The organism is Bacillus sp. NP157 (assembly GCA_018889975.1).
In the GTDB taxonomy this organism is placed as follows: Bacteria; Pseudomonadota; Gammaproteobacteria; order Xanthomonadales; family Rhodanobacteraceae; genus Luteibacter.
In genome coordinates, this window is sequence record CP076546.1 from 3,326,514 (window position 1) to 3,346,812 (window position 20,299).

The window sequence follows — 20,299 nt, forward strand, 5'->3', positions numbered from 1 at the left end:
GTGTGCCCCTGGCTCCTAGCGAGCCTTCACCGAGCAGATCAGCGGGTTGCACGGCTCGACGACGACTTTCTGCACGCCAGCCTGCTGGTGTGCCGTCGGCACGGTGGCGGAAGCGGCGGCCGAAGCAACGACGAGGGCGAGGACGAGGGCGGCACGATTGACGATACGCATGGCGGAACTCCTGACGGTTGGTGGAGTCGCCAGCGTATCCGAGCCGCGCAAGGAAACGCCTGTGCTTTCGGCAGAAGCCGATAGGCACGTTTCCGGCATTTTCGGTAATCGCTTACTGCGGCATAGGGACTGCGTCGATCGTGACCGCTGCCGCCTTTATCGCCTGAAAATCGACGTGGCTGGAGGGAACGAACTCCAACCGAAGCGTTGTGTTGTCCAACCACACGACCTTCACTGGCCCATTGATGACCTCTGCCATCTGGCTGTGCGAGAGGTCGAGAATGTCGTCACCCTCGTCGTCATCTCGCTGACTCAGCTTCACCCGCGTAGACAGCGCCGCGTTGCCGGGGCCACTCTGTTGAATGGTCTGAGCGTTGACCCGGTAGTGTCCGTCTGGCGCCTTGACGTGAGCCTCCCACACCACCGCCCGGTCGTCGCCACAACCGACCATGGCCGAACATGTCGCCATGACGAGTAGAAAGATGAGGTGTCTCGACATTTGAATCATCCTCCGACGATTCGGCGATCAGGATGGGCGAGACACGCGGCGCTAAGGCGTCGCATGATCCGGCGTGTTGGCAGCTGCTTTCGCTGCTCGATAGGTGTCCCCAGCGTGACCTAAGGGTGCGGAGTTGCCGCACCGATCCACCACATCCTCCATAGGCTTGTGATGGACGAACAGGATGTGAGGCACGCCGACCGTCATCGGATACTCGGCCGTCGTGGGCGAGTAGAGCCAGAAGCTCTTGGAGGCAGTTCCATGTATGGCCTCGTCCACATGGACCACGTAGATCGTATAGGCATACCCGCTCGTCCAGCTCGGAACCTTGTGCGCCTCCGTAGCCGTGCCCACGACCACCATCGAGCTGGAGCGCAGTTCTTGCTCAACTGACGGTTTGACGCCCGGACATACCTCCGCGGATGCGGTGCCCCCAAGGAACAAGATCGCCCCTATAACGCCCGCAAGGAACGGCCAGTGTCGATGCGTCATGGCATGGTCCTCGACAAATTTGCCCCTGCGTGCCCGGCATCCTTCGCGTCACCGTTGGCAGGGTGAGACGAGCGTGCGGCAGGCTCGGGACTGTTCGACACCAACTTTTTTACCGTGCGGTAAACCTTGCCGCGCTCTTCCATGGGCCCTGAGTTGCCGCAACTGCTGACGTAGTTGTTATCGGGGAGTGTTTCAACAAAGAGCAGATTCGGTACCCCTAAATCCATCGGGTAGCGTGCCGTTGTGTTTTCCGAATAGAGCCAGAAGGTATCGACCTTGGGGCCCTTCAGGACCTCACTGACATGGATGACATAGATGGTGAAGATGTAGCCCTCGGGATCGTCCGGATCCGGCACCACATGCTCCTCCGTGGCCGTGCCGACCACGATCATCTGGCTATCCTTCAGCTCGGACCGGACGCTGGGGTGACCGTCCATACAGGCGGCTTTCGCTGATGACATGGAAGCGAGCATCAAGCCAGCCACGCCGAAAAATATGAACCGCTTCGACTTGATCACTGAAGGCCCTCCAGACACTTCCAGTTATCGGGAATGGATATCTTCACACGAACGACCCCGGGGTCACGCTGCCGTCCCGGCCCTAGCGGTCGTGCCCTCATCCATTCATTGCGCAGGAATATCCCCACATGACCCGCTGGATTGTCGGACCCGGACTCTTCCTCATGGCCTTCACGGCCGCGCGCGGCCAAGACGCGTCCGCCGCCGATACGCCGTTGCAGCCGAGCTACTACACCTGCGTCAAAGCCGCCCGCGGCGTGACGCTGGCGCTAAACAACTGCATCGGCAATGAGCACGATTACCAGGACAAGCGGTTGAACTCCGCGTATCAACGCCTGCGCAAGAGTGTGGGCCCTGCCCAGCGTATGGCACTGCGCGACGAAGAACGTGCGTGGATAGCGGCGCGCGACAAGACCTGCGTTCCCGACGTCGGTGGCGGGACAGTCAGTCTGCTGGATAGCAACCAATGCCGACTCGACCAGACGGCGGCCCGCGCTGCGGTCCTGGAGGGTCGTCTCAAGTAATCCCCCTCATTCCCCACGAGCACCACAGGAGTGGATCCCACTTCAGCTCCTGACGCACAAAGAAAAAGGGCCCTGATTTCTCAGGGCCCTTTCCGGTTTGGCTGGGAGACTAGGATTCGAACCTAGATAAACGGAGTCAGAGTCCGTTGTCCTACCGTTAGACGATCTCCCAATAACCTGGGAATCGACGCGCTCTGACCGTGAACCGTCGATTTTTGAAACGTAAACCCGAAAGGGTTTAGCGCTTCGAGAACTGCGTTGCGCGGCGAGCCTTGTGGAGACCGACCTTCTTACGCTCGACTTCGCGGGCGTCGCGGGTCATGAAACCAGCCTTGCGCAGCGGCGACTTCAGCGCTTCGTCGTATTCGACGAGGGCGCGGGCGATGCCGAGGCGGATGGCGCCGGCCTGGCCGGTGATACCACCGCCAGCAACCGTGACCATGATATCAAACTTCTCGCTGTTCTCGGTCAGCTCAAGCGGCTGACGGACGATCATGCGCGAGGTTTCGCGGCCGAAGAAGATGTCGAGCGGCTTGCCGTTGACGACGATGCCACCGGTGCCCTTACGAAGGAACACGCGGGCGGACGAGGTCTTGCGACGACCGGTACCGTAATTCTGCTGGGTAGCCATGGCGATTCCTTAGATATCCAGCTGCTGCGGCTGCTGGGCAGTGTGCGGGTGCTCGGCACCGCCGTACACCTTGAGCTTGCGGTACATGGCGCGACCCAGCGGGTTCTTCGGCAGCATGCCCTTGACGGCGATCTCGATCACGCGCTCCGGGTGCGACGCGAGCAGGTCCTTCAGACTGGTGGTCTTCAGGTTGCCGACGTAGCCGGTGAAGCGGTGGTACATCTTGTCGTCCAGCTTCGCACCGGTGACAGCCACCTTCTCAGCGTTGATCACGACGATGTAATCGCCGGTGTCGACGTGCGGGGTGAACTCGGGCTTATGCTTGCCGCGGAGACGGCGGGCGACTTCGGTCGACAGACGACCGAGCGTCTTGTTCGTGGCATCAATCACGAACCAATCGCGCTTGACGGTCTCCGGCTTGGCGCTGAACGTTTTCATTTCGAAAATACCTGGTTTGCCGCCCGGCAAAGGGACGGAACACGGAATCGGTGAAAGCAAAGACGCGAGAGAATATCGATTTATCCTGCATCGCGCAAGCCCACCTGACAGGTGAGCTTCGGGCCGACAATCATAGCAGAATGACGCCGTCTTTACACAAGCCCTGCCAGTGACAGGCGCGCGCTGCGCGACAAGCGGCCGCAGTGCATGCGCCCCGTCGAGGGGGTCCGGCATTGTAACGTGTATGGGTCCCCCTCTTCAAAGGAGCCGCCTGTGTCCATCCGCACCCTCACCCCCCTCGACCGCCTGCTGGCGGGCGTGGAACGCGCCATGGAGGCCGTTGCCGGGTCGCCCGAGGCCCTGCGCCGGTCACCCGGCGATGCCGTCGCCGATGCCCCGATGGACGAGGCCGAGCGCCGCCACGCGGCCGGCCTGATGCGGATCAACCACGTGGGCGAGGTCTGCGCGCAGGCGCTCTACGTGGGCCAGGCGGCCCTCGCCCGCACCGACGAGACCCGCCAGCACCTGCTCCACGCGGCCCAGGAAGAAACCGACCACCTGGCCTGGTGCGCCGAGCGCCTGAAGCAACTGGATAGCCGCCCCAGCCTGCTCAACCCCCTGTGGTACGCCGGCAGCTACGCCATCGGCGTGGTCGCGGCCGCCGTGGGCGATCCGATCAGCCTGGGTTTCGTGGTCGAGACCGAGCGCCAGGTGGAGGTCCACCTTGCCGAGCACCTGGAGCGACTCCCGGCCCAGGACGACCGCTCGCGCGCCATCCTTCGCCAGATGCAGGAAGACGAGATCCGCCACGCCGACGCCGCACAAGCGCGCGGCGGCATCGACCTGCCCTTCCCCATCCCGCGCCTGATGCATGCCGCGTCGGCGGTGATGAAGGCCGTCGCTTATCGGTTCTGACGCAAGCCCGATCGCCTGGCCAAAAAAAACCCCGCTTTCGCGGGGCTTTTCGTCACATCAGGTTGCGGCCGTGGAAGAGCTCTTCGATCTCGCGGCGGAGCAGCGATTCGATGCGCTGGCGCTCCTTGAACGACAGATCGTCGGCCTGGGCCTCGAACAGATACGTGTCGAGGTCGAAGTCCTTGATGTGCATCTTCGTGTGGAAGATGTTTTCCTGGTAGACGTTCACGTCGAACATTTCGTACTTCTGGCGGATGTGCTTGGCCAGGTAGTCCTGCACGGAATTGATCTTGTGGTCGATGAAGTGCTTCTTGCCCTTCACGTCGCGGGTGAAACCGCGCACGCGGTAATCGGCGATGACAATGTCGGACTCGAAGCTGTCGATCAGGTAGTTCAGGGCCTTCAGCGGCGAGATCACGCCGCAGGTCGCCACGTCGATATCGGCGCGGAAGGTCGCGATGCCGTTGTGCGGATGCGTTTCCGGATACGTGTGGACGGTGATGTGGCTCTTGTCCATGTGCGCGACGACGGCACCGGAAATGGTGTCGCGGCCGAGCTTCTCGACCACCGGCTCCTCGGAAATGAGGATGGTGACCGACGCGCCCTGCGGGTCATAGTCCTGGCGCGCGATGTTCAGGATGTTCGCGCCGATGATCTCGGCCACGTCCGTCAGGATCTGGGTCAGGCGGTCAGCGTCGTACTGTTCATCGATGTATTCGATGTAGTTCTGGCGCTGCTGCTCCGAGACGGCGTAGCAGATGTCATAGATGTTGAAGCTCAGCGCCTTGGTGAGGTTATTGAAACCCTGGAGGCGAAGGCGGGGAAGCGGTTTGACCACAGCGACTCTCCGAGGCCGGTTGACGGCCAGCAGCAGACACGGGTTAGCAGCAAGGGTCCCCGCAACAAAAGATTGAGTTGGATTACAGCCAGACGACCAGTCTGCCTCTCGTTTATGTACGGCCTGAGACAAGGGGCCCGCACCGAGGGGGTAAAATTATGGGGCAAAGTGGCGAGGATTTGAACAACTTGGGGCAGATCGTCATTTATGGTGGATTTTGCCCGCCGTTTGTCTGCAATAATCCGCCGGGGACATGGCAAGTCGGCGACGCCTGACGGAAAACCGTCGGAAGGCTGCTGAAGGGGACGCCATGCCATTGAGGCTCAACGGAATCTGCAGTGGCTCAACTCAAATATCTGTTGCAACAGGCGTTCGAACGGTCGCAGGCTCCGCTGAGCTTCGCGCCGGATCCCACCGCCATGGGCCGTTTCCTGGACGCATGCCACCGTCGCCGGTATCCCGGCAAGACGGCGATCATCCGCCCCGGCGATCCGGCGAACACCCTCTACTACGTGGTCGAAGGCTCGCTTGCCGTCTGCACGGAAGACGAAGAGGGCCGTGAGCTGATCCTTGCCTACATCAACCGTGGCCAGTTCATCGGGGAAATGGGGCTATTCGTCGAGCAGGCACAGCGCGAATCGCTGGTCCGCACGCGCACGGCCGTGGAAATGGCCGAAATCAGCTACGAGCGCCTGTTCCAGCTGCTGGAAGGCCCGCTCGCCGCGGAATGCCCCAAGTTGTTGTTTGCCATAGGGTCGCAACTGACCCATCGACTCCTGCGCACCTCGCGCCAGGTCAGCCGCATGGCCTTCATGGACGTCACCAACCGGGTTTCGCGCACCCTCCTGGACCTGTGCCAGGAGCCGGACGCCATGACCCACCCCGATGGCACGCAGATCCGCATCTCCCGGCAGGAAGTCAGCCGGATCGTGGGCTGCTCGCGAGAAATGGTCGGCCGCGTGCTCAAGCAGCTCGAGGAAGAGCGCATGATCGACGTCGCCGGCAAGACGATCGTCGTCCGCGGCACCCGCTGACGACGACGACGCGGCCCAACGGGGCCGCTCAGGGGCCTTCGAAGACCATGTAAACGTCCGCCCGCTCGTAATGCGAGCCCGGGCGGATCGCGGGTTGGCGCCGGAAGCCGGCCCGCTCATACATGCCCAGCGCCCGGCCGAGGCGGCTGTTCGATTCCAGGAACAGATGCTTGCCCCCGCGCTCGCGCCAGGCGCCGATCGCCGCGTCGAGCAGCTTCCGGCCCGCGCCAAGCCCGCGGAAATTCTCGTCCACGCCCATCTTCGACAGCTCGTAGGTACCGTCGCCCTCGTGCAGCAAGGCACAGGTGCCGATGATCTCGCCCGCGTACGACGCAAAGAAAATCGCCCCGCCGGGGGCAATCACATGGCCCTCGGGGTCGGCGAACAGGGCGCGATCCACGTCTTCCACGCGGAAATGCCGTTCGAGCCACTGCTGGTTCAAGCGACGGAAATGGTCGGCATGCGCCGCCTCCCAGGGCACGACCTCGACGCCGGCGCGGTCCAGCGCGGCGCGTTGCCCCAGCACGGCGTCGACCAGCGGACGCGAGGCCAGGGCCTGTTCGCAACCGTCGATGGCATCGAGCAGGTCGAGCATGCGCGGCCCCAGCGACTCGGCCATGCCACGACGCAAGGCCAGCCACACCGGGCCCAGCGCACCCAGGGCGCGCTCACCCGCATCGGTAAGCGCGAGCACGCTGCGGCGGCCGTCGGCCGGGTCGCGCTGGCGCACCACCATGCCGGCATCGACCAGCCGATCGGCCAGCTGGCTCACCGCCGAATGGGTCTGGCCGATCGCCGAGGCCACCTCGGTCACCGTGGTCGGGCCGACGTCGCGCAGGAAGCGCAGCACGGGGAACCAGCGTGATTCGATACCCGCCCCGCTCGCCCGGTAGACCTCGTCGACCGCCTGGTAGAAATAGTCGCTCAGGGCCTTGAGGCGGCTGCCAATGGCCAGCTCGCGCAGGGAAGACAGGTACATCGTGTATCCAGTCGGTGGGGGGCGGGGAAACCTCAGGTTACCTCAGTACCACCCCAGCACCTCAAGCTTCTCGCCCAGGGGCTTGCGCATCTTCTTCAGCGTGCGCGCACTGGGGTTGACCAGCTTCGCCGCATCGGCCGCCTTGAGCATGGCCAGGTCGGACGTGGAGTCGCCATAGGCCACGGCCCACGGCCGTGCGATGCCCGCACGCTCCACCGTCCGCACTTTCACGCCTTCGACGTTATGGCGGACGAAGTGCACGCCGAACAGCCCACCGCGGACTTCCGAGGCGAGCAGCTCGGCACCGGTGAGGCCCACCTCGTCGAGGATCGCCTGGACCAGGGTGCCATCGTTGCCGGTCACGATCAGGACACGGTCGCCCGCCTCGATGTGCCGGCGCAGGGTGGCCACGCCGTCGCGCACGAAGACACCCGGCCGGCGCGCATACGTGCGCCCGAAGGCCGTGACCAAGCGCCTGTAGTTGGCTTCCGTCCGGCCGAAGGTGACGACACGAAGGAAGACCCGCCCAAGGATCCGGGTGCCGGCCATGGAGCGCAGCATGAACGGAATGAACGGCAGGTACGGGAGCGCGAGCAGCAGGCGCCAGCGGCCGAAGCCGGCCAGGCGTTCGCGGTAATACAGCTCCAGTGTCTGGTGGCGCACGATCACGCCATCGAAATCGAACAACGCGACGCGCCGTGCGTCGACGGCGGTATCGGTCACCGCCGCCTCGTTCCCCTGTGCCATGCGCTACTCAGTGCCGTTGGTGCGGGGCATGCACCCCGAACAGTTTCTGCAGCTCGGCACCGGGGTCGGCCGCGCGCATGAACGCTTCGCCGACCAGGAAGGTGTGGATGCCCTTTTCGCGCAGGGTGCGCACGTCTTCCGGCGTGTGGATGCCGGATTCGGCCACGATGGCGGTGTCCGGGCCCACCCGGTCCTTCAGCTTCAGCGAGGTGCCGAGCGAGGTCTCGAAGGTGCGCAGGTTGCGGTTGTTCACGCCGATCAGCGGGGCGGGCATGCCCAGCGCGACTTCCAGCTCGTCTTCGTTGTGCACTTCCACCAGCACGTCGAGGTCGAGCTCGGCGGCCAGCATCGACAGCTCGGTAAGGCGGCCTTCGTCGTAGACCATGTCACCGTCGCTGCCCTTGGAGCCGAAGGCGGACACGATCAGCAGGATGCAGTCGGCACCGATCACGCGCGCTTCGTACACCTGGTATTCGTCGATGATGAAATCCTTGCGCAGGATCGGCAGGTTGCATGCCTCGCGCGCCTGGCGGAGGTAGTCCTCGTGGCCCTGGAAGAAATCGGCATCGGTGAGCACGGACAGGCAGGTGGCGCCGCCGGCCTCATAGCTGCGGGCGATCTGCGCCGGATCGAAATCGGCACGGATCAGCCCCTTGCTGGGACTGGCCTTCTTCACCTCGGCGATCACCGCGGGCTTGCCTTCGTAAAGGCGCGCGTCGATGGCAGCGACGAAGCCACGGGTTTCCTCGAGGTCGGCCACCTGTGCGGCGAGGTCGTCCATCGAGTGCTTGCGGCTGCGCTCGGCGATCTCTTCCAGCTTGCGGTCGAGGATGCGGTGGAGGATGTCGGGCATCGCTATCGTTCCTAGGGTAAGGCCGGGGTGGGGAATAACCCGACGATATCAGGCACCGAGCCGCTGCGTCGCGGCCACGAAGGCGTCCAATTTTACACGAGCGGCGCCGCTTGCAATGGTCGACCGGGCCAGGTCGATGCCGGCCTGGATGCTCGGCGCCACGTCGGCAGTGTAAAGGGCCGCGCCGGCGTTGAGGCAGACGATGTCGTGCGGCACGCCGGGCACGCCGGAGATCGCATCGAGCAACATGGCCCGGGACTCGTCGGCATTTTCGACCCGCAGGTTGCGGCTGGAGGCCATCGCCAGGCCGAAATCCTCCGGTTCCACCGAGTATTCGCTGACCTTGCCGTCACGCAGCTCGCCGACCAGCGTGGCCGCGCCAAGGGAGATTTCGTCCATGCCGTCCCGGCCCCAGACCACCAGGGCATGCTTCGCCCCGAGGGCCTGCAGGGCACGCACCTGGATACCGACGAGGTCCGGATGGAACACGCCCATGAGGATGTTCTGCGCGCCCGCGGGATTGGTCAGCGGGCCGAGGATGTTGAAGATGGTGCGCACGCCCATCTCGCGACGCACCGGCGCCACGACCTTCATCGCGGGATGGTGGTTCGGCGCGAACATGAAACCGATATCCACCTCTTCCATGCACACGGCCACCTGGGCCGGCAGCAGTTCGATGCGCGCACCGAGCGCCTCGAGCACGTCCGCACTGCCGGACTTGGACGACACGCTGCGACCGCCGTGCTTCGCCACGCGCGCACCGGCGGCGGCGGCGACGAACATGGAGGCCGTGGAAATGTTGAACGACGACGCGCCGTCACCGCCGGTGCCGACGATGTCGATGAAATGCGGATGTGGCTGCACATCGACCTTCGCCGACAGGTCGCGCATCACGCGGGCCGCGCCGGTGATCTCGCCCACCGTTTCCTTCTTCACGCGCAGGCCGGTGAGGATCGCCGCCGTCATCAGCGGGCTGACATCGCCACGCATGATCTGGTGCATCAGCTCGATCATCTCGTCGTGGAAGATCTCGCGGTGTTCGATGGTGCGCTGTAGCGCCTCGGATGCGGTAATCGGCATGGAACGTCCCAAGGCGGTGGATCAGGCAGCGAGCGGCAGCGGCATGCCGAGGAAGTTACGCAGCAGGTCGTGGCCGTGCTGGGTAAGGATCGATTCGGGGTGGAACTGCACGCCTTCGATATCCAGCGTGCGGTGGCGCAGGCCCATGATCTCGTCGATCGAGCCGTCCTCGCGTTCGGTCCATGCGGTGACTTCGAGGCAATCCGGCACCGAACCCTTTTCCACCACCAGCGAGTGGTAGCGCGTGGCTTCGAACGGGTTGGGCAAGCCGGCGAAGACACCCTTGCCCAGGTGTTTCACCGGAGAGGTCTTGCCGTGCATGATTTCGCGGGCCCGGATCACCTTGCCGCCGAAGACCTGGCCGATGGCCTGGTGGCCGAGGCAGACGCCGAAGATCGGCAACTCGCCGGCCAGCTCCCTGAGGATGTCGATCGACACGCCCGAGTCGTCGGGCGTGCCCGGCCCCGGCGAAATCATGATCCGCGACGGCTTCAGCGCGCGGATATCGGCGACGGTCAGCGCATCGTTGCGCACCACCTTGACCTCCTGCCCCAGCTCGCCCAGGTACTGGACGAGGTTGAAGGTGAACGAGTCATAGTTGTCGATCATCAGGAGCATGGCGTGGCCTGCCGGGTCGAACGGGGGTCGGGGTCGACCATTCTAGCTCACATCGCCATGAGCCCCGATCCGTACGATGAGCCGACGATCCCAAGGACGAACCCATGCGCAACCTCGACTTCAGCTCCTGGCAGGGCCTCCTGTCGACCCTGGTCGGCCTGGCGATCATCACCCTCATCGGCGTGGGCATCCGCCTGCTGGCGATGCAGACGGTGCAGCAGCGGCGCGAGCGGGCCAACCGGCAGATCAACGAGCGGCTGCGCACGCTGATCGCCGCCTACAAGACGCTGGGCGGGTCGTTCACCGGCAACCTCGCGGTCGATCCGACCCACCTGCGGGAACTGCGCGACCGCGTCGCCAGCGATCCGGCCGCGGCACTCGCACTGCCCGCGGCGGCAGGCAACGACCGGGCACGCCGGATCCGCGATGCCGTGGAAGCCGCGTTGTCGGACATCGTGTTGCTGGGCACGGAGCGCCAGGTGGAACTCGCCGCGCGCGCGGCGAACGAGCTGGTCGCCGGCCGGCCGATCCACACCGACGAGCTGGTGATCTCCCTGCGCGACTTCATCCGCGAAGTGCTCGACCTGGATCCGATCCCGGCCAGCGTGCCGATTCCGAAGCAGGGACCGGCACGCACGGCAGGCCAGGGCGGCAAGGGCGGCGGTTCTGGCGAAGGCGGCGGCAAGGGCGGTGGTGGCGGTGGCGGCGGTGGGGGTGGGGGTGGGGGCGGCGGCGGCATGGGCGGCGGTATGGCCGCGGGCGCCGGTGCAGGGCTCGGCATCGGCCACGGCCTGTCGGCCGACGATGACGACGCCGCGCACCGGTGACGCCGGCTGGCGCCACCGGTGCGCCGGTGGCTTGGATCAGCCGATCTTTGCGAGCAGCTCGGCGGTCGTGGTGGTCTCGCCCAGGCGCGGGAAGATTCGGGTGACGCTGTTGTGGTGGGCGTCGGCGCTGAGGTCGGTCATCGCATCGGTGACGAGCACGACGTTGTAGCCAAGCTCACTCGCGTAGCGCGCGGTGGATTCCACGCCGATGCTGGTGGCGATGCCGAGGATCACCACCTGCTCGACGCCCTTGCCGCGGAGGTGCGCGTCGAGGTCGGTGGTCTGGAACGCGCCCCAGCGCTTCTTCGTGACGAGATGATCCGACGACGCCTGCTCGAGTTCCGGCACGATCGCCTTGAAGTCCGGGCCCTGCGGGATCTGCGGCACGCCCGTGTCGGTACGGCCCGGGGCGCCGGCATCGACATTGACGAGCACGACCGGACGGTTGCTCTTGCGGAACGCACGGGCGACCGACGCGGAACGTTCCACGATCGGGCCCGCGGCTTCGGCGACCGGGAGGCTGACGATGCCCTGCTGCAGGTCGATGACGATCAGCGCGGCATTCGCGTCGAGTTGGGTAAGTGCCATGGTGAGGCTCCTTCAGGGGTGGGGTTGGGAGAGGTTTTCCGCCCGCGGCAGCGTGCGGTCGAACAGGGTGGCGACGAACAGGAGCACGGCGAGGCCCGCCATCACATAGGCCAGCATGTGCAGTCCGTGGTCGGTGGGGCGATGGCCGTACGACACGCCGATGACCGCCGTGGCGGCGATGGCACCGATATAGGTCGCCGTGCGTTGCAGGCCGGAGGCGGCGCCCATCTGTTCGGCCGGTGCCTGGACGAACACGGCCGCCTGCGTCGTGACCGAGACCAGGCCCTGCGGCACGCCGAACAACGCGACGGCGGCGGCCATCACCCACAACGGCGACGATGCATCGATGAAGGCCACGGCGACGCAGCCCACGATCGCGCAGCCGAAGCCCAACAGGAAGGGTCCGCGCAGGCCGCGGGTGCGCGCACCCAGGATCGACGAGGCGCCGGCAAGCACGGACAGCGGCACCGTGGCGAGCCCCGCCTGCGCGGCGGAGTAGCCACCGGCGCTCTCCACCCACTGCGCGAAGCCGTAGAAGATGCAGTAGACGAAGGTGAACGCGAGCGCGGCGCGCAGGTAGGTCACGCTGAGTGGCACGTGGTTCGCCAGCATGCGCAGGTCGATGAACGGGTTGCTCCGGCGCAACGAGTGCCATGCAAGCACACCACCGAGCACGGCGGCGATCGGCAAGGCAAGCCAGCGCGGATGGTCCACGTCGAGCAGGAACACCATCAGCGCGAGCAGCGCACCCGAGAACAGGACGATGCCGGGTAGGTCCAGCTCACGCCACAGCGAGCGGCGCTCGCGCCGCGGTGGATCGGCGGGCACCCATGCCAGCACGAGCACCAGGGTCAGCAGCGCCAGCGGGATGTTTACCGTGAAGATCGCATGCCAACCGAAGGCACCGGTCAATACGCCGCCGAGCACCGGGCCGACGGCGGCGGTGGCCACGCCCATCAGCGAGAGCACGCCCATCGCGGTGCGCGGGGGTGGGCTGCCGGTCGCGTCGGCGCGTTCGCGAAACAGGCGCATGGCCGATGGATACGCACCGGACGTGCCGATGCCAAGCAGGACGCGCACGCCCACCAGCCAGCCCAGCGAAGGCGCGACGCGTCCCGCGAATCCCGCGATCATCACCAGCACCAGCGAGACGATGTACACACGCCGGGCACCCACGAGGTCGGCCACGCGGCCAAGCGTTGGTTGCGCGACCGCGCAGCACAGATAAAGCGCCGCAATCAGCCAGCCGGTCTGCGCGACCGACGCGTGGAACGCCGTCGCGAGCGGCACCAGCGCCGTCGCGATCATCGTGGAATTGATCGGGTTAAGGCACGACCCCAGCGCCAGCGGCACGATGAATCGGAAGCCGAACGGCTTCGCGCCGCCGGCCTGCGTACCCGCCTGGATGCTCACGCCGGATCCTGCGTACTCGTTTCCGCGAGGTTGCGGATCACCCGCGCCGCGACCGCGAGGTCATCCCGGTCGTGCGGAGAAAGCCGTGCGATGGCCTCGGTCAGCCATGCATGTTTCGCCTCGCGCGTGCGCCGCCGCGCGTCCTTGCCTTCCGTCGTCAGGGCGAACAGGAACTGGCGGCCATCGGTCGGATGCGGCTCGCGTGCCACCAGGCCATCCTGTTCCATCGTCGCCAGCGTGACGCCCATCGACTGCGGTTTCACCGCTTCGGCGCGGGCGAGGTCGGCCGTCGACGTCGGGCCACCCATTTCCAGTCGTGCAAGCACCGCAGCCTGCGACCAGGTCAGGCCAAGGTTGTTCGACTCGGCACGCACGCGGCGCACCAGCAGGCCACAGGCCGTGAGCAGGTCACTGGCGGCGATATCGACGGGGGACGGCGGTTTCTTGGGCATGCGGACACGCTACGCCGCCCTTGCCGTATTAGCAAGCTAAACTTCCAAGTTTGCCTTCGCAATTTCATGCGATGACCACGATGCGAGTCCTCGGACAGGTCCAACCCACGCGGCGGTGGGCGGGGTCCTGACATGCGTTACGCTCTCGCCACCACGGAAGGAGACGCCATGAAGCTCCATCATCTGCCGTTCGTCGCACTGGCGTTGTATGCCAGCCTCGTCCATGCCGACGGACGCGCGCTTCAGGCGATACCGCTCAGCGCGTACACCCGCGCGCACTGGCTCGTCGACATCGATCACGGCCGCCGTCTCAATGTGTTCTGCATGGGCAGCGGCTCGCCGACCGTTATCTTCGAAGCCGGTGGTGGCGATGACAGTGCCAGCTTCCGCTCGGTGCAGCCCGCCGTGGCGGCCACGACGCGGACTTGCACGTACGACCGCGCCGGCATCGGCTTCAGCGATCCGTCGAACCGGCCGGCCACCGCGATGAACGTCGTCGCCGACCTTCATCGGCTGGTCCAGGCCATCAGCCCGCACGGCGCCGTCGTCCTCGTCGGTCACTCCGACGGCGGCCTGTATGTGCCGCTGTATGCATCGACGTATCCCAGGGACGTTGCCGGCATCGTCCTGATCGACCCATTCACCGTGGGCGCGGACAAGATGGCCGCCGCACTGCTGTCACCGGTGCAGCGCAAGGCCTGGTACGCATCGGATGACCGTGACGTGGAAAACGCGAGGCATTGCCTCGAGGAAGCGCGGGCGGGCCGGCTGACGCAGCCTTCCGCGAAGGACGAAGCGTCCTGCCTGGACAGCCCACCGAGTCCCGATGCCGGAAGACACGCGGTACTGAACGCCCAGCTTGCCCGTCCCACGGAGCAGGAAGCCCTGCTGACAGCGATGCTCGACACATACCCGACGAAGGAGCACGGCATGTCGGGCGGCGAGCTTGCGCTCCAGCAAGCGAATCCGGGCTTTGGTGACATGCCCCTGATCGTGCTCTCCGCTGGCTTGAGCGAACAGACCGCCTTACCCGGCCCCGTCCAGGCAAAGATCTCGGCGGCGTGGAAACAGAGCAACGACGAACTCGCCGCGCGCACCACGCGCGGCAGCGACGTCCTTGTTCCCGATAGCCACCACTACATCCAGAACGAACATCCCACGGCCGTCATCGATGCGATACGCGATGTGGTCTCACAGGCGAGAGCGGTCAAGTCAACGCCACCCAGCTAGATCGTAGCCGGGCATGCTAGCTTTGCGCCCAGTTTCCCTCGCCAGACCAGGATGCCCCATGCGTGGATGCGCGGCTCATGACGCGGTAGTGCTCGCCGCCGATGGCAGCGGCTCGCTCCCGTTCCCGAAACAGCGGCTGACCATCGCCGGCGAGACGCTCCTGCAGCGCACCGTCCGGTTGGCCAAGGCCACGGGGCCGACGCGGCTGCTGGTCGTGCTGGGGGCACATGCCGACGAGCTCGCGCCACTGGTCACCGGGACCACGATCCTGTTCAACCCGACCTGGGAAGAGGGCCTGGCATCGTCGCTGCGTCGCGCCGCCGCTGCGCTCGCTGGACGCACGTATCCGGTGCTGCTCACCGTCGTCGACCAGCCGTGCCTCACCCAGGAACACCTCGAAAAGCTCTTCGTTGCCTACGACGGCAGTTGCGATGTCGTTTCCGCGTTCGGCGACGACGTGGGACCGCCCGCGCTACTGCGCCCGACGACGCTGGCCAGCGCGTCCGAGCTTGCCGCGAATGCTCCGCTACGCCGGCTGTGGCTCGGCGCGCACCCGGCGGCCGTGCGCCGCGACGCCCTCGGCCGGAAGCTCGATACGCCGCGCGACGTCGAAGACGCGGTGGCGGCAGGGCTGCTGGACGGCTGAGTTAGCCATATCGGCGCGGCGATCGCAGATGCTTGCGAAGTGCCGGCGAGGTGGGCCATAAACAGGCACCCACGCCTGCCAAGGACTTCAGGATGAAAACGCTCCCCGCGCTCGCCCTTGCTGCAACACTCGCCATCGCCGCGCCGATCCACGCCGCACCGAAATCGCCGGCCACCGCGCCGCTGGCGACCCCGTTCGGCGAATGGTCGCTCGACACCTCGCGCCTGCCCATCCCGCCGGAGGCCCGGCCGAAACACGTCACCATCATTTTCAAGGACGCCGGGGCCAACCGCGTCACGACCGACGTCGACATCGTCTACAGCGACGGCAAGGAAGTGCATTCGATCAACACGACGCCCGTCGACGGCACGCCGACCGCCATCACGGGTAGCCCTGAAGCGGACCTCGCGTCACTCGGCCGACCCGAGGCCAACGTGATCGTGATGGTGCTGGCGATGGGCGGCCAGCCCGGATCCACCCGCATCTTCACGGCGCTTGCCGACGGCAAGACGATGACCGAAACGGTCGCGGCGTACGACAAGGACAACCGCCCCGCCCTGCGCACGCGTTACTTCACCCGCGTGCACTGACCGGCGCGGTCAGACCCGGTCCCAGTACGGCGGACTGCCGATGCGTTCAAGCAGGTAGTCCGTCACTACCCGCACTTTCTTCGAGCGCGACCGGTTCTCCGGCGACACCAGGTGGATGGCGGGAGGCTCAGCCTCCACCGAGGCTTCCCACGCGGGCAACAACTTCACCAGCTTCCCCTTGCGGAAACTCGACGACTGGAACAGCCATGTAGGGAACAGCACGACGCCTAGCGACGCCTCGGCAGCGGCCACCAGGGCCTCGGCGTTGTTGCTCTGGAAGCTGCCGCTCACACTGAATCCCTCGTACGCCGCGTCGGGCGACGAGCGGAAATACCAACGTTGCGCACCTCGATGCCCGCGATACACGAGGCAGTTATGCCGGGCGAGGTCGGCCGGCGCGGCCGGCGCGCCGTGGCGATCGAGGTATCGCTGGCTCGCACAGACCAGGTAGTGCTGCGCCCCCACCGTTCTCGCGACGAGCCCGGAATCTTCCAGCCGCCCCACCCTCACCGTGATGTCCGAGCCCTCCTGCACGGGATCGGTGAACGCATCGGTCAGGGTGAGCTGCACGCCGAGGCCGGGGAACGCCTCCTGCAAGCCGACGAGGATCGGCGCGATATGCAGGCGGCCCAGGGCCACCGGGGCATTGACCCGGACGAGGCCCTTCGGCGGCGCATCCCTGTCCGCCGCCTGCTCGCCCGCCATGTCCAGCAGGTCGAGCGCCTCGCGCACCGTCAGGTAATAGCGCTGGCCGGCCTCGGTCAGGCGCACGGCCCGCGTATGCCGGTACAGCAACTGCTGCCCCACCTCTTTCTCCAGAGCGGCGATGTGCCGCGACACCGAGGACGCCGGGACGCGGAAGTGCCGCGCCGTCGCGATGAAGCTACCGCTGGCGGCGACCATGGCGAAGTAGCGTAAGGCATTGAGCTGCATTGAGTTGCTCCAGAAGCAACGATGTATTCCAGATTGGACCGATTGTTCGCCGGATCGCAGCACTCTACCTTCCCCGATCCCGCATCGGAACGTCTCCCATGAAACACGCCTGGCTCATCCCCCTGATCGTCGCCGCCGGCATGGGGTTATCGATCGAAGCAGGGCTGCTCGGTCCGCTCGGTGAAGAGATCGGCCACGGATGGGCCGTCCTCGGCATCTTCGGCCTGGGTTCGCTCCTGCTGACGTTCGGCCTGGTGTTCGGCCGCCCACGGCTCGCCCTGATGTTTTCGCAACCACGCTGGTTGCTCACCGGCGGCATCCTCGGCCCGGTTTACGTCGCGGCCCTGACCATCGCCACGCCCTTCGTCGGTGTCGGGCTGACGATGGTCGGCATCCTGTTCGGGCAGGTGGCGGCCAGCCTCGTCATCGACCACTTCGGCTGGCTCGGCAGTGCCCGGCGGGAGGTCGACGGCTACCGCGCGTCCGCCCTCGTCGCCATCCTCGCCGCCCTCTGGCTCATCCACTAAGGAGCACGCCATGCTCATCCTCATGATCGTCCTCGTCGTCGTCAGTGGTGCCGTGTTGTGCGCGCAGTCGGCGATCAACGGCCGCCTCGGCGCCCAGGTCGGCGTACTCGAAAGCGCATGGCTGACCTTCACCGTCGGCACGCTCGTCAGCTTCCTCTACGGTTTCCTGTTCGAGCAGCAACACGCGCTCACCTTGTTCAGCGCGCCCCGCTGGCAGGTCATCGGCGCTTTCTTCGGCGTGGTCTACATGCTGGTCATCGTGTTCGCGATGCCGCGCGTGGGAACGGCCGCCGCGACGGTGTCGGTGATCAGCGGCCAGCTCCTGATGAGCTTGCTGATCGACCACTTCGGCTGGCTGGAAAATCCGGTTCGCCCGCTGGACGCTGCGCGCTATGCCGCCATGGCCCTGCTCGCCGTGGCCCTCGCCCTGATCTACCGCAGCAATGCACGCCAGGCCGCCGCGGGCACGGCGGCATCGTCCCCACGCGCCAGCGAAGCGCATACTTAAGGGTATCCCCGTCCCCAAGGATCACCCGCATGCCCTCCCTCGGCGCCATCACGTTCCTCGTCCACGACTACGACGAAGCCATCGCCTTCTTCACCCAGGCGCTGCGCTTCGAACTGATCGAGGACAGCCCGCAGGGCGACGGCAAGCGCTGGGTGACGGTCGCGCCGCGTGGCTCGCAAGGTACGCGGCTGTTGCTGGCGCGCGCCGTCGACGATGCGCAGCGTGCGCATGTCGGCAAGCAGGGCGGCGGCCGTGTCTTCCTATTCCTCGAAACCGACGACTTCGCCGGCGACCATGCACACATGCTGGCCAACGGCGTGCACTTTCGCGAACAGCCGCGCCACGAGCCCTACGGTTCCGTCGTGGTCTTCGACGACCTGTACGGCAATGGCTGGGACCTGATCCAACCCAAACGCTGAGGACCTCGCCATGAACGAACGTATCCGTGTCGCCGTCCTCGACGACTACCAGCACGTCGCGCGCACCAGCGCGGACTGGGGTCCTCTGGATGCCATCGCCGATGTCAGCGTGTTCCACGACCACGTGGCGGACGAAGCCGCGCTCGCACGCAGGCTGTCGCCTTACGACGTCGTCTGCGTGATGCGCGAGCGCACGCCGATGACGGCAACGCTGCTTGCCGCGTTGCCACGCCTGAAGCTCATCGCGTCGACCGGCCGTGCGAACGCGTCGATCGACCTGGACGCCGCCGCCAGCCACGGCGTCGACGTCGTCCATACCAACTACGCGTCCACGCCGACCATCGAGTTCACCTGGGCGGCGATCCTGGGGCTGGTACGCAACCTCGCCAACGAAACCGCGTCGGTCCGTGCCGGGGGCTGGCAGGTGGGCATCGGCAGCGAGCTGTCGGGCAAGACCCTGGGCCTGCTCGGCCTGGGCCGGATCGGCACGGCGGTGGCGAAAATCGGCCAGGCCTTCGGCATGCAGGTCATCGCGTGGAGCCAGAACCTGACGACGGAGGCGGCGGCGGCCGTCGGCGTGGAACGCGTGGAGAAACTCGCGTTGTTCCAGCGTGCCGACGTGCTCAGCATCCACACGCGGCTGAGCGAGCGCACGCTGGGCATCGTCGGCGTGGACGAGCTGGCGGTGATGAAGCCGACGGCGCGCCTTGTCAACACGTCGCGCGGCCCCATCGTCGATGAAGCCGCGCTGGTCGACGCGCTCGTGCATGGGCGCCTCGCCGGTGCGGCGGTCGACGTGTTCGATCCCGAGCCGCTCGCCGCCGACCATCCGTTCCGCCGGCTGCCCAACGTGCTGTCGACGCCGCATATCGGCTATGTCAGCGAGGAAATGTATCGCGTGTTCTACGGCGACTCGGTGCGCAACATCGTCGAGTGGATCGGCAAGCTCAGAACATGACGACTTTCTTGCCGTCCTCGTCGTCGTCCTTGTCGTCCTTGCTGTCCTTGGGCTTGATCGTCATCAATTCCAGCGGCTTGCCCTCCGCCGTACGCACCTTCCAGGCCATCTGAAGATCGGCAAGCTCGTTCAGGCGCGGACAGATACCGTTGGCGCGCGCCTCGAGGTCTTTCGAGCGCTTGTTCATTTCGCGATTGATCGAGGTATCCAGCGCGTTCGCGCGGGCGGTCAGCGCGGCCACCTGGGTGGAGTCGCCGGACAGCGCCGCGGAGACGGCGCTGGACGTCACCGAACCGACCAGCTCGCCCACGGAATCGGACACCGAGCCCGCGACGGTCTCGGTCATGCGATCGGAAGACCAGTGGCCCGCGCCGACGCCTTCGTCGATCTCGCGCAGGGCCTGGGCCTGCTTGCGCTTCAGCTTGGCCAGCATGGCGTCGCGCTGGCCAGGCTCGGCGAAGGTCATCGTGACCGTGGTCATGGCGTCGAAGCCCATCTGCACGCCGGCCCGCGACACGGCGGCGACTTCGGGAAGCAGCTTGCGCACCCCTTCCTCGTAGCGGCGCAGGGAAGCGGCGTCGGCCGGCGAGACGGCGACGTCGCGGCCGTCCACCTTCAGGGCGCCATCGTGCAGGAAGACCTTCGACGGCGTGCCGTTGGTGCGGTGGAAGGCGAGGCCTGCCGCGGTGACGTCGACGTCGTAGGGCGTGGAGTAATCGTGGTTGCAGCTGTCCGTGCTGAAGCGGAAGTTTTCCGCGAGGGCAGATCCCGCGCTGAGCGCGAGGGCGGCGGCAAGGCCGGCGGCGGCATACGGATGGCGCATGGTGCATCTCCCCAGGTGGTCACCCGCTCTGATGCGGCTGGCATGCAC

General features: G+C 66.1%; 28 protein-coding genes and 1 tRNA gene. 11 read left to right on the plus strand and 18 right to left on the minus strand.

The annotated features are described in order from the left end of the window. Positions 1–15: 15 nt before the first annotated feature. The 4 genes from KPL74_15285 to KPL74_15300 form a co-directional block, all read right to left on the minus strand. Positions 16–171 carry a hypothetical protein gene (locus KPL74_15285; protein QWT19104.1) on the minus strand — a complete coding sequence of 52 codons (156 nt, stop codon included), beginning with the start codon at positions 169–171 and terminating at the stop codon, positions 16–18. A 112-nt stretch (positions 172–283) separates the two neighbouring features. Further along, entirely contained in the window at positions 284–670 is a 387-nt protein-coding gene (locus KPL74_15290; protein ID QWT19105.1) for a hypothetical protein, read from the minus strand. A 51-nt stretch (positions 671–721) separates the two neighbouring features. Continuing rightward, a complete protein-coding gene (locus KPL74_15295) occupies positions 722–1,162 on the minus strand; it encodes a hypothetical protein (protein QWT19106.1) in 441 nt (146 codons plus the stop codon). After that, a complete protein-coding gene (locus KPL74_15300) occupies positions 1,159–1,680 on the minus strand; it encodes a hypothetical protein (GenBank protein ID QWT19107.1) in 522 nt (173 codons plus the stop codon). Before KPL74_15300 ends, KPL74_15295 begins: the two co-directional genes overlap by 4 nt. A 128-nt stretch (positions 1,681–1,808) precedes the next feature. Between KPL74_15300 and KPL74_15305 the strand changes: the two genes are divergently transcribed. Continuing rightward, positions 1,809–2,204 (plus strand): DUF1311 domain-containing protein, encoded by a 396-nt coding sequence (locus KPL74_15305; GenBank protein QWT19108.1) that lies wholly within the window; start codon positions 1,809–1,811, stop codon positions 2,202–2,204. 98 nt (positions 2,205–2,302) lie between these two features. Here the strand turns inward: KPL74_15305 and KPL74_15310 are convergent. The 3 genes from KPL74_15310 to rplM form a co-directional block, all read right to left on the minus strand. Then, positions 2,303–2,376 (minus strand) — tRNA-Gln (locus tag KPL74_15310). Positions 2,377–2,442: 66 nt separating this feature from the next. Next, complete coding sequence (gene rpsI / locus KPL74_15315; GenBank protein ID QWT19109.1) at positions 2,443–2,835, minus strand: 30S ribosomal protein S9; 393 nt, start codon at positions 2,833–2,835, stop codon at positions 2,443–2,445. Between the two features lie 9 nt (positions 2,836–2,844). After that, positions 2,845–3,273, minus strand: a complete 429-nt coding sequence (gene rplM / locus KPL74_15320) for a 50S ribosomal protein L13 (protein ID QWT19110.1) — start codon at positions 3,271–3,273, stop codon at positions 2,845–2,847. A gap of 273 nt (positions 3,274–3,546) precedes the next feature. Here rplM and coq7 point away from each other — a divergent pair, with 273 nt between their 5' ends. Further along, positions 3,547–4,188 (plus strand): 2-polyprenyl-3-methyl-6-methoxy-1,4-benzoquinone monooxygenase, encoded by a 642-nt coding sequence (coq7, locus tag KPL74_15325; protein ID QWT19111.1) that lies wholly within the window; start codon positions 3,547–3,549, stop codon positions 4,186–4,188. Between the two features lie 52 nt (positions 4,189–4,240). On the opposite strand, the gene speD is transcribed toward coq7, so the two are convergent. Then, on the minus strand, positions 4,241–5,026 hold the full coding sequence (gene speD, locus KPL74_15330) for an adenosylmethionine decarboxylase (GenBank protein QWT19112.1): 786 nt from the start codon (positions 5,024–5,026) through the stop codon (positions 4,241–4,243). Positions 5,027–5,445: 419 nt separating this feature from the next. Between speD and crp the strand changes: the two genes are divergently transcribed. Beyond that, entirely contained in the window at positions 5,446–6,060 is a 615-nt protein-coding gene (gene crp, locus KPL74_15335; GenBank protein QWT22623.1) for a cAMP-activated global transcriptional regulator CRP, read from the plus strand. Between the two features lie 28 nt (positions 6,061–6,088). Here the strand turns inward: crp and KPL74_15340 are convergent, their stop codons facing one another. Genes KPL74_15340 through KPL74_15360 form a run of 5 tightly spaced genes read right to left on the minus strand, consistent with a single transcriptional unit; the run spans position 6,089 to position 10,337 of the window. Then, entirely contained in the window at positions 6,089–7,039 is a 951-nt protein-coding gene (locus KPL74_15340) for a bifunctional helix-turn-helix transcriptional regulator/GNAT family N-acetyltransferase (GenBank protein QWT19113.1), read from the minus strand. A 42-nt stretch (positions 7,040–7,081) separates the two neighbouring features. Next, positions 7,082–7,786 (minus strand): haloacid dehalogenase-like hydrolase, encoded by a 705-nt coding sequence (locus tag KPL74_15345; GenBank protein QWT19114.1) that lies wholly within the window; start codon positions 7,784–7,786, stop codon positions 7,082–7,084. Between the two features lie 7 nt (positions 7,787–7,793). Further along, positions 7,794–8,639 (minus strand): indole-3-glycerol phosphate synthase TrpC, encoded by an 846-nt coding sequence (gene trpC / locus KPL74_15350; protein QWT19115.1) that lies wholly within the window; start codon positions 8,637–8,639, stop codon positions 7,794–7,796. 48 nt (positions 8,640–8,687) lie between these two features. Continuing rightward, the gene (gene trpD, locus KPL74_15355; protein ID QWT19116.1) at positions 8,688–9,719 is read right to left on the minus strand and encodes an anthranilate phosphoribosyltransferase; all 1,032 of its coding nucleotides are present in this window, start codon (positions 9,717–9,719) and stop codon (positions 8,688–8,690) included. Positions 9,720–9,740: 21 nt separating this feature from the next. After that, on the minus strand, positions 9,741–10,337 hold the full coding sequence (locus tag KPL74_15360; protein QWT19117.1) for an aminodeoxychorismate/anthranilate synthase component II: 597 nt from the start codon (positions 10,335–10,337) through the stop codon (positions 9,741–9,743). A gap of 104 nt (positions 10,338–10,441) precedes the next feature. Here KPL74_15360 and KPL74_15365 point away from each other — a divergent pair, with 104 nt between their 5' ends. Then, positions 10,442–11,164, plus strand: coding sequence for a hypothetical protein (locus KPL74_15365; GenBank protein QWT19118.1), 723 nt, complete (start codon positions 10,442–10,444; stop codon positions 11,162–11,164). Between the two features lie 36 nt (positions 11,165–11,200). On the opposite strand, the gene KPL74_15370 is transcribed toward KPL74_15365, so the two are convergent. Genes KPL74_15370 through KPL74_15380 form a run of 3 tightly spaced genes read right to left on the minus strand, consistent with a single transcriptional unit; the run spans position 11,201 to position 13,617 of the window. After that, the gene (locus KPL74_15370; protein QWT19119.1) at positions 11,201–11,752 is read right to left on the minus strand and encodes an isochorismatase family protein; all 552 of its coding nucleotides are present in this window, start codon (positions 11,750–11,752) and stop codon (positions 11,201–11,203) included. Between the two features lie 12 nt (positions 11,753–11,764). Beyond that, positions 11,765–13,165, minus strand: a complete 1,401-nt coding sequence (locus tag KPL74_15375) for an MFS transporter (protein ID QWT19120.1) — start codon at positions 13,163–13,165, stop codon at positions 11,765–11,767. Next, complete coding sequence (locus tag KPL74_15380) at positions 13,162–13,617, minus strand: MarR family transcriptional regulator (GenBank protein QWT19121.1); 456 nt, start codon at positions 13,615–13,617, stop codon at positions 13,162–13,164. Before KPL74_15380 ends, KPL74_15375 begins: the two co-directional genes overlap by 4 nt. A 168-nt stretch (positions 13,618–13,785) precedes the next feature. Here KPL74_15380 and KPL74_15385 point away from each other — a divergent pair, with 168 nt between their 5' ends. From KPL74_15385 to KPL74_15395, 3 genes are all read left to right on the plus strand, one after another. Beyond that, positions 13,786–14,847, plus strand: a complete 1,062-nt coding sequence (locus KPL74_15385; protein ID QWT19122.1) for an alpha/beta hydrolase — start codon at positions 13,786–13,788, stop codon at positions 14,845–14,847. Positions 14,848–14,905: 58 nt separating this feature from the next. After that, complete coding sequence (locus KPL74_15390) at positions 14,906–15,493, plus strand: NTP transferase domain-containing protein (protein ID QWT19123.1); 588 nt, start codon at positions 14,906–14,908, stop codon at positions 15,491–15,493. Positions 15,494–15,585: 92 nt separating this feature from the next. Further along, positions 15,586–16,083 carry a hypothetical protein gene (locus KPL74_15395; GenBank protein ID QWT19124.1) on the plus strand — a complete coding sequence of 166 codons (498 nt, stop codon included), beginning with the start codon at positions 15,586–15,588 and terminating at the stop codon, positions 16,081–16,083. A 9-nt stretch (positions 16,084–16,092) separates the two neighbouring features. Here the strand turns inward: KPL74_15395 and KPL74_15400 are convergent, their stop codons facing one another. After that, a complete protein-coding gene (locus tag KPL74_15400; GenBank protein ID QWT19125.1) occupies positions 16,093–17,016 on the minus strand; it encodes a LysR family transcriptional regulator in 924 nt (307 codons plus the stop codon). 98 nt (positions 17,017–17,114) lie between these two features. Between KPL74_15400 and KPL74_15405 the strand changes: the two genes are divergently transcribed. Genes KPL74_15405 through KPL74_15420 form a run of 4 tightly spaced genes read left to right on the plus strand, consistent with a single transcriptional unit; the run spans position 17,115 to position 19,428 of the window. Further along, complete coding sequence (locus KPL74_15405) at positions 17,115–17,543, plus strand: DMT family transporter (GenBank protein QWT19126.1); 429 nt, start codon at positions 17,115–17,117, stop codon at positions 17,541–17,543. A gap of 10 nt (positions 17,544–17,553) precedes the next feature. Next, positions 17,554–18,051, plus strand: coding sequence for a DMT family transporter (locus tag KPL74_15410; protein ID QWT19127.1), 498 nt, complete (start codon positions 17,554–17,556; stop codon positions 18,049–18,051). A gap of 29 nt (positions 18,052–18,080) precedes the next feature. Beyond that, positions 18,081–18,470 carry a VOC family protein gene (locus tag KPL74_15415; protein QWT19128.1) on the plus strand — a complete coding sequence of 130 codons (390 nt, stop codon included), beginning with the start codon at positions 18,081–18,083 and terminating at the stop codon, positions 18,468–18,470. 10 nt (positions 18,471–18,480) lie between these two features. Beyond that, positions 18,481–19,428 (plus strand): D-2-hydroxyacid dehydrogenase family protein, encoded by a 948-nt coding sequence (locus KPL74_15420; protein ID QWT19129.1) that lies wholly within the window; start codon positions 18,481–18,483, stop codon positions 19,426–19,428. On the opposite strand, the gene KPL74_15425 is transcribed toward KPL74_15420, so the two are convergent. Next, a complete protein-coding gene (locus KPL74_15425) occupies positions 19,418–20,251 on the minus strand; it encodes a YggN family protein (GenBank protein QWT19130.1) in 834 nt (277 codons plus the stop codon). The two genes, KPL74_15420 and KPL74_15425, sit on opposite strands and share 11 nt — an antisense overlap. Positions 20,252–20,299: the final 48 nt, after the last annotated feature.

Bases quoted from the DNA above. Each gene is read 5' to 3' on its own strand.
- KPL74_15290 (QWT19105.1), bottom strand. From the start codon at position 670: ATGTCGAGACACCTCATCTTTCTACTCGTCATGGCGACATGTTCGGCC.
- KPL74_15405 (QWT19126.1), top strand. From the start codon at position 17,115: ATGAAACACGCCTGGCTCATCCCCCTGATCGTCGCCGCCGGCATGGGG.
- KPL74_15365 (QWT19118.1), top strand. From the start codon at position 10,442: ATGCGCAACCTCGACTTCAGCTCCTGGCAGGGCCTCCTGTCGACCCTG.
- KPL74_15385 (QWT19122.1), top strand. From the start codon at position 13,786: ATGAAGCTCCATCATCTGCCGTTCGTCGCACTGGCGTTGTATGCCAGC.
- KPL74_15415 (QWT19128.1), top strand. From the start codon at position 18,081: ATGCCCTCCCTCGGCGCCATCACGTTCCTCGTCCACGACTACGACGAA.
- KPL74_15380 (QWT19121.1), bottom strand. From the start codon at position 13,617: ATGCCCAAGAAACCGCCGTCCCCCGTCGATATCGCCGCCAGTGACCTG.
- KPL74_15420 (QWT19129.1), top strand. From the start codon at position 18,481: ATGAACGAACGTATCCGTGTCGCCGTCCTCGACGACTACCAGCACGTC.
- KPL74_15390 (QWT19123.1), top strand. From the start codon at position 14,906: ATGCGTGGATGCGCGGCTCATGACGCGGTAGTGCTCGCCGCCGATGGC.
- KPL74_15305 (QWT19108.1), top strand. From the start codon at position 1,809: ATGACCCGCTGGATTGTCGGACCCGGACTCTTCCTCATGGCCTTCACG.
- KPL74_15360 (QWT19117.1), bottom strand. From the start codon at position 10,337: ATGCTCCTGATGATCGACAACTATGACTCGTTCACCTTCAACCTCGTC.
- KPL74_15400 (QWT19125.1), bottom strand. From the start codon at position 17,016: ATGCAGCTCAATGCCTTACGCTACTTCGCCATGGTCGCCGCCAGCGGT.
- KPL74_15340 (QWT19113.1), bottom strand. From the start codon at position 7,039: ATGTACCTGTCTTCCCTGCGCGAGCTGGCCATTGGCAGCCGCCTCAAG.
- KPL74_15410 (QWT19127.1), top strand. From the start codon at position 17,554: ATGCTCATCCTCATGATCGTCCTCGTCGTCGTCAGTGGTGCCGTGTTG.
- KPL74_15425 (QWT19130.1), bottom strand. From the start codon at position 20,251: ATGCGCCATCCGTATGCCGCCGCCGGCCTTGCCGCCGCCCTCGCGCTC.
- rpsI (QWT19109.1), bottom strand. From the start codon at position 2,835: ATGGCTACCCAGCAGAATTACGGTACCGGTCGTCGCAAGACCTCGTCC.
- KPL74_15370 (QWT19119.1), bottom strand. From the start codon at position 11,752: ATGGCACTTACCCAACTCGACGCGAATGCCGCGCTGATCGTCATCGAC.
- trpD (QWT19116.1), bottom strand. From the start codon at position 9,719: ATGCCGATTACCGCATCCGAGGCGCTACAGCGCACCATCGAACACCGC.
- KPL74_15295 (QWT19106.1), bottom strand. From the start codon at position 1,162: ATGACGCATCGACACTGGCCGTTCCTTGCGGGCGTTATAGGGGCGATC.
- crp (QWT22623.1), top strand. From the start codon at position 5,446: ATGGGCCGTTTCCTGGACGCATGCCACCGTCGCCGGTATCCCGGCAAG.
- KPL74_15285 (QWT19104.1), bottom strand. From the start codon at position 171: ATGCGTATCGTCAATCGTGCCGCCCTCGTCCTCGCCCTCGTCGTTGCT.
- KPL74_15395 (QWT19124.1), top strand. From the start codon at position 15,586: ATGAAAACGCTCCCCGCGCTCGCCCTTGCTGCAACACTCGCCATCGCC.
- trpC (QWT19115.1), bottom strand. From the start codon at position 8,639: ATGCCCGACATCCTCCACCGCATCCTCGACCGCAAGCTGGAAGAGATC.
- rplM (QWT19110.1), bottom strand. From the start codon at position 3,273: ATGAAAACGTTCAGCGCCAAGCCGGAGACCGTCAAGCGCGATTGGTTC.
- KPL74_15345 (QWT19114.1), bottom strand. From the start codon at position 7,786: ATGGCACAGGGGAACGAGGCGGCGGTGACCGATACCGCCGTCGACGCA.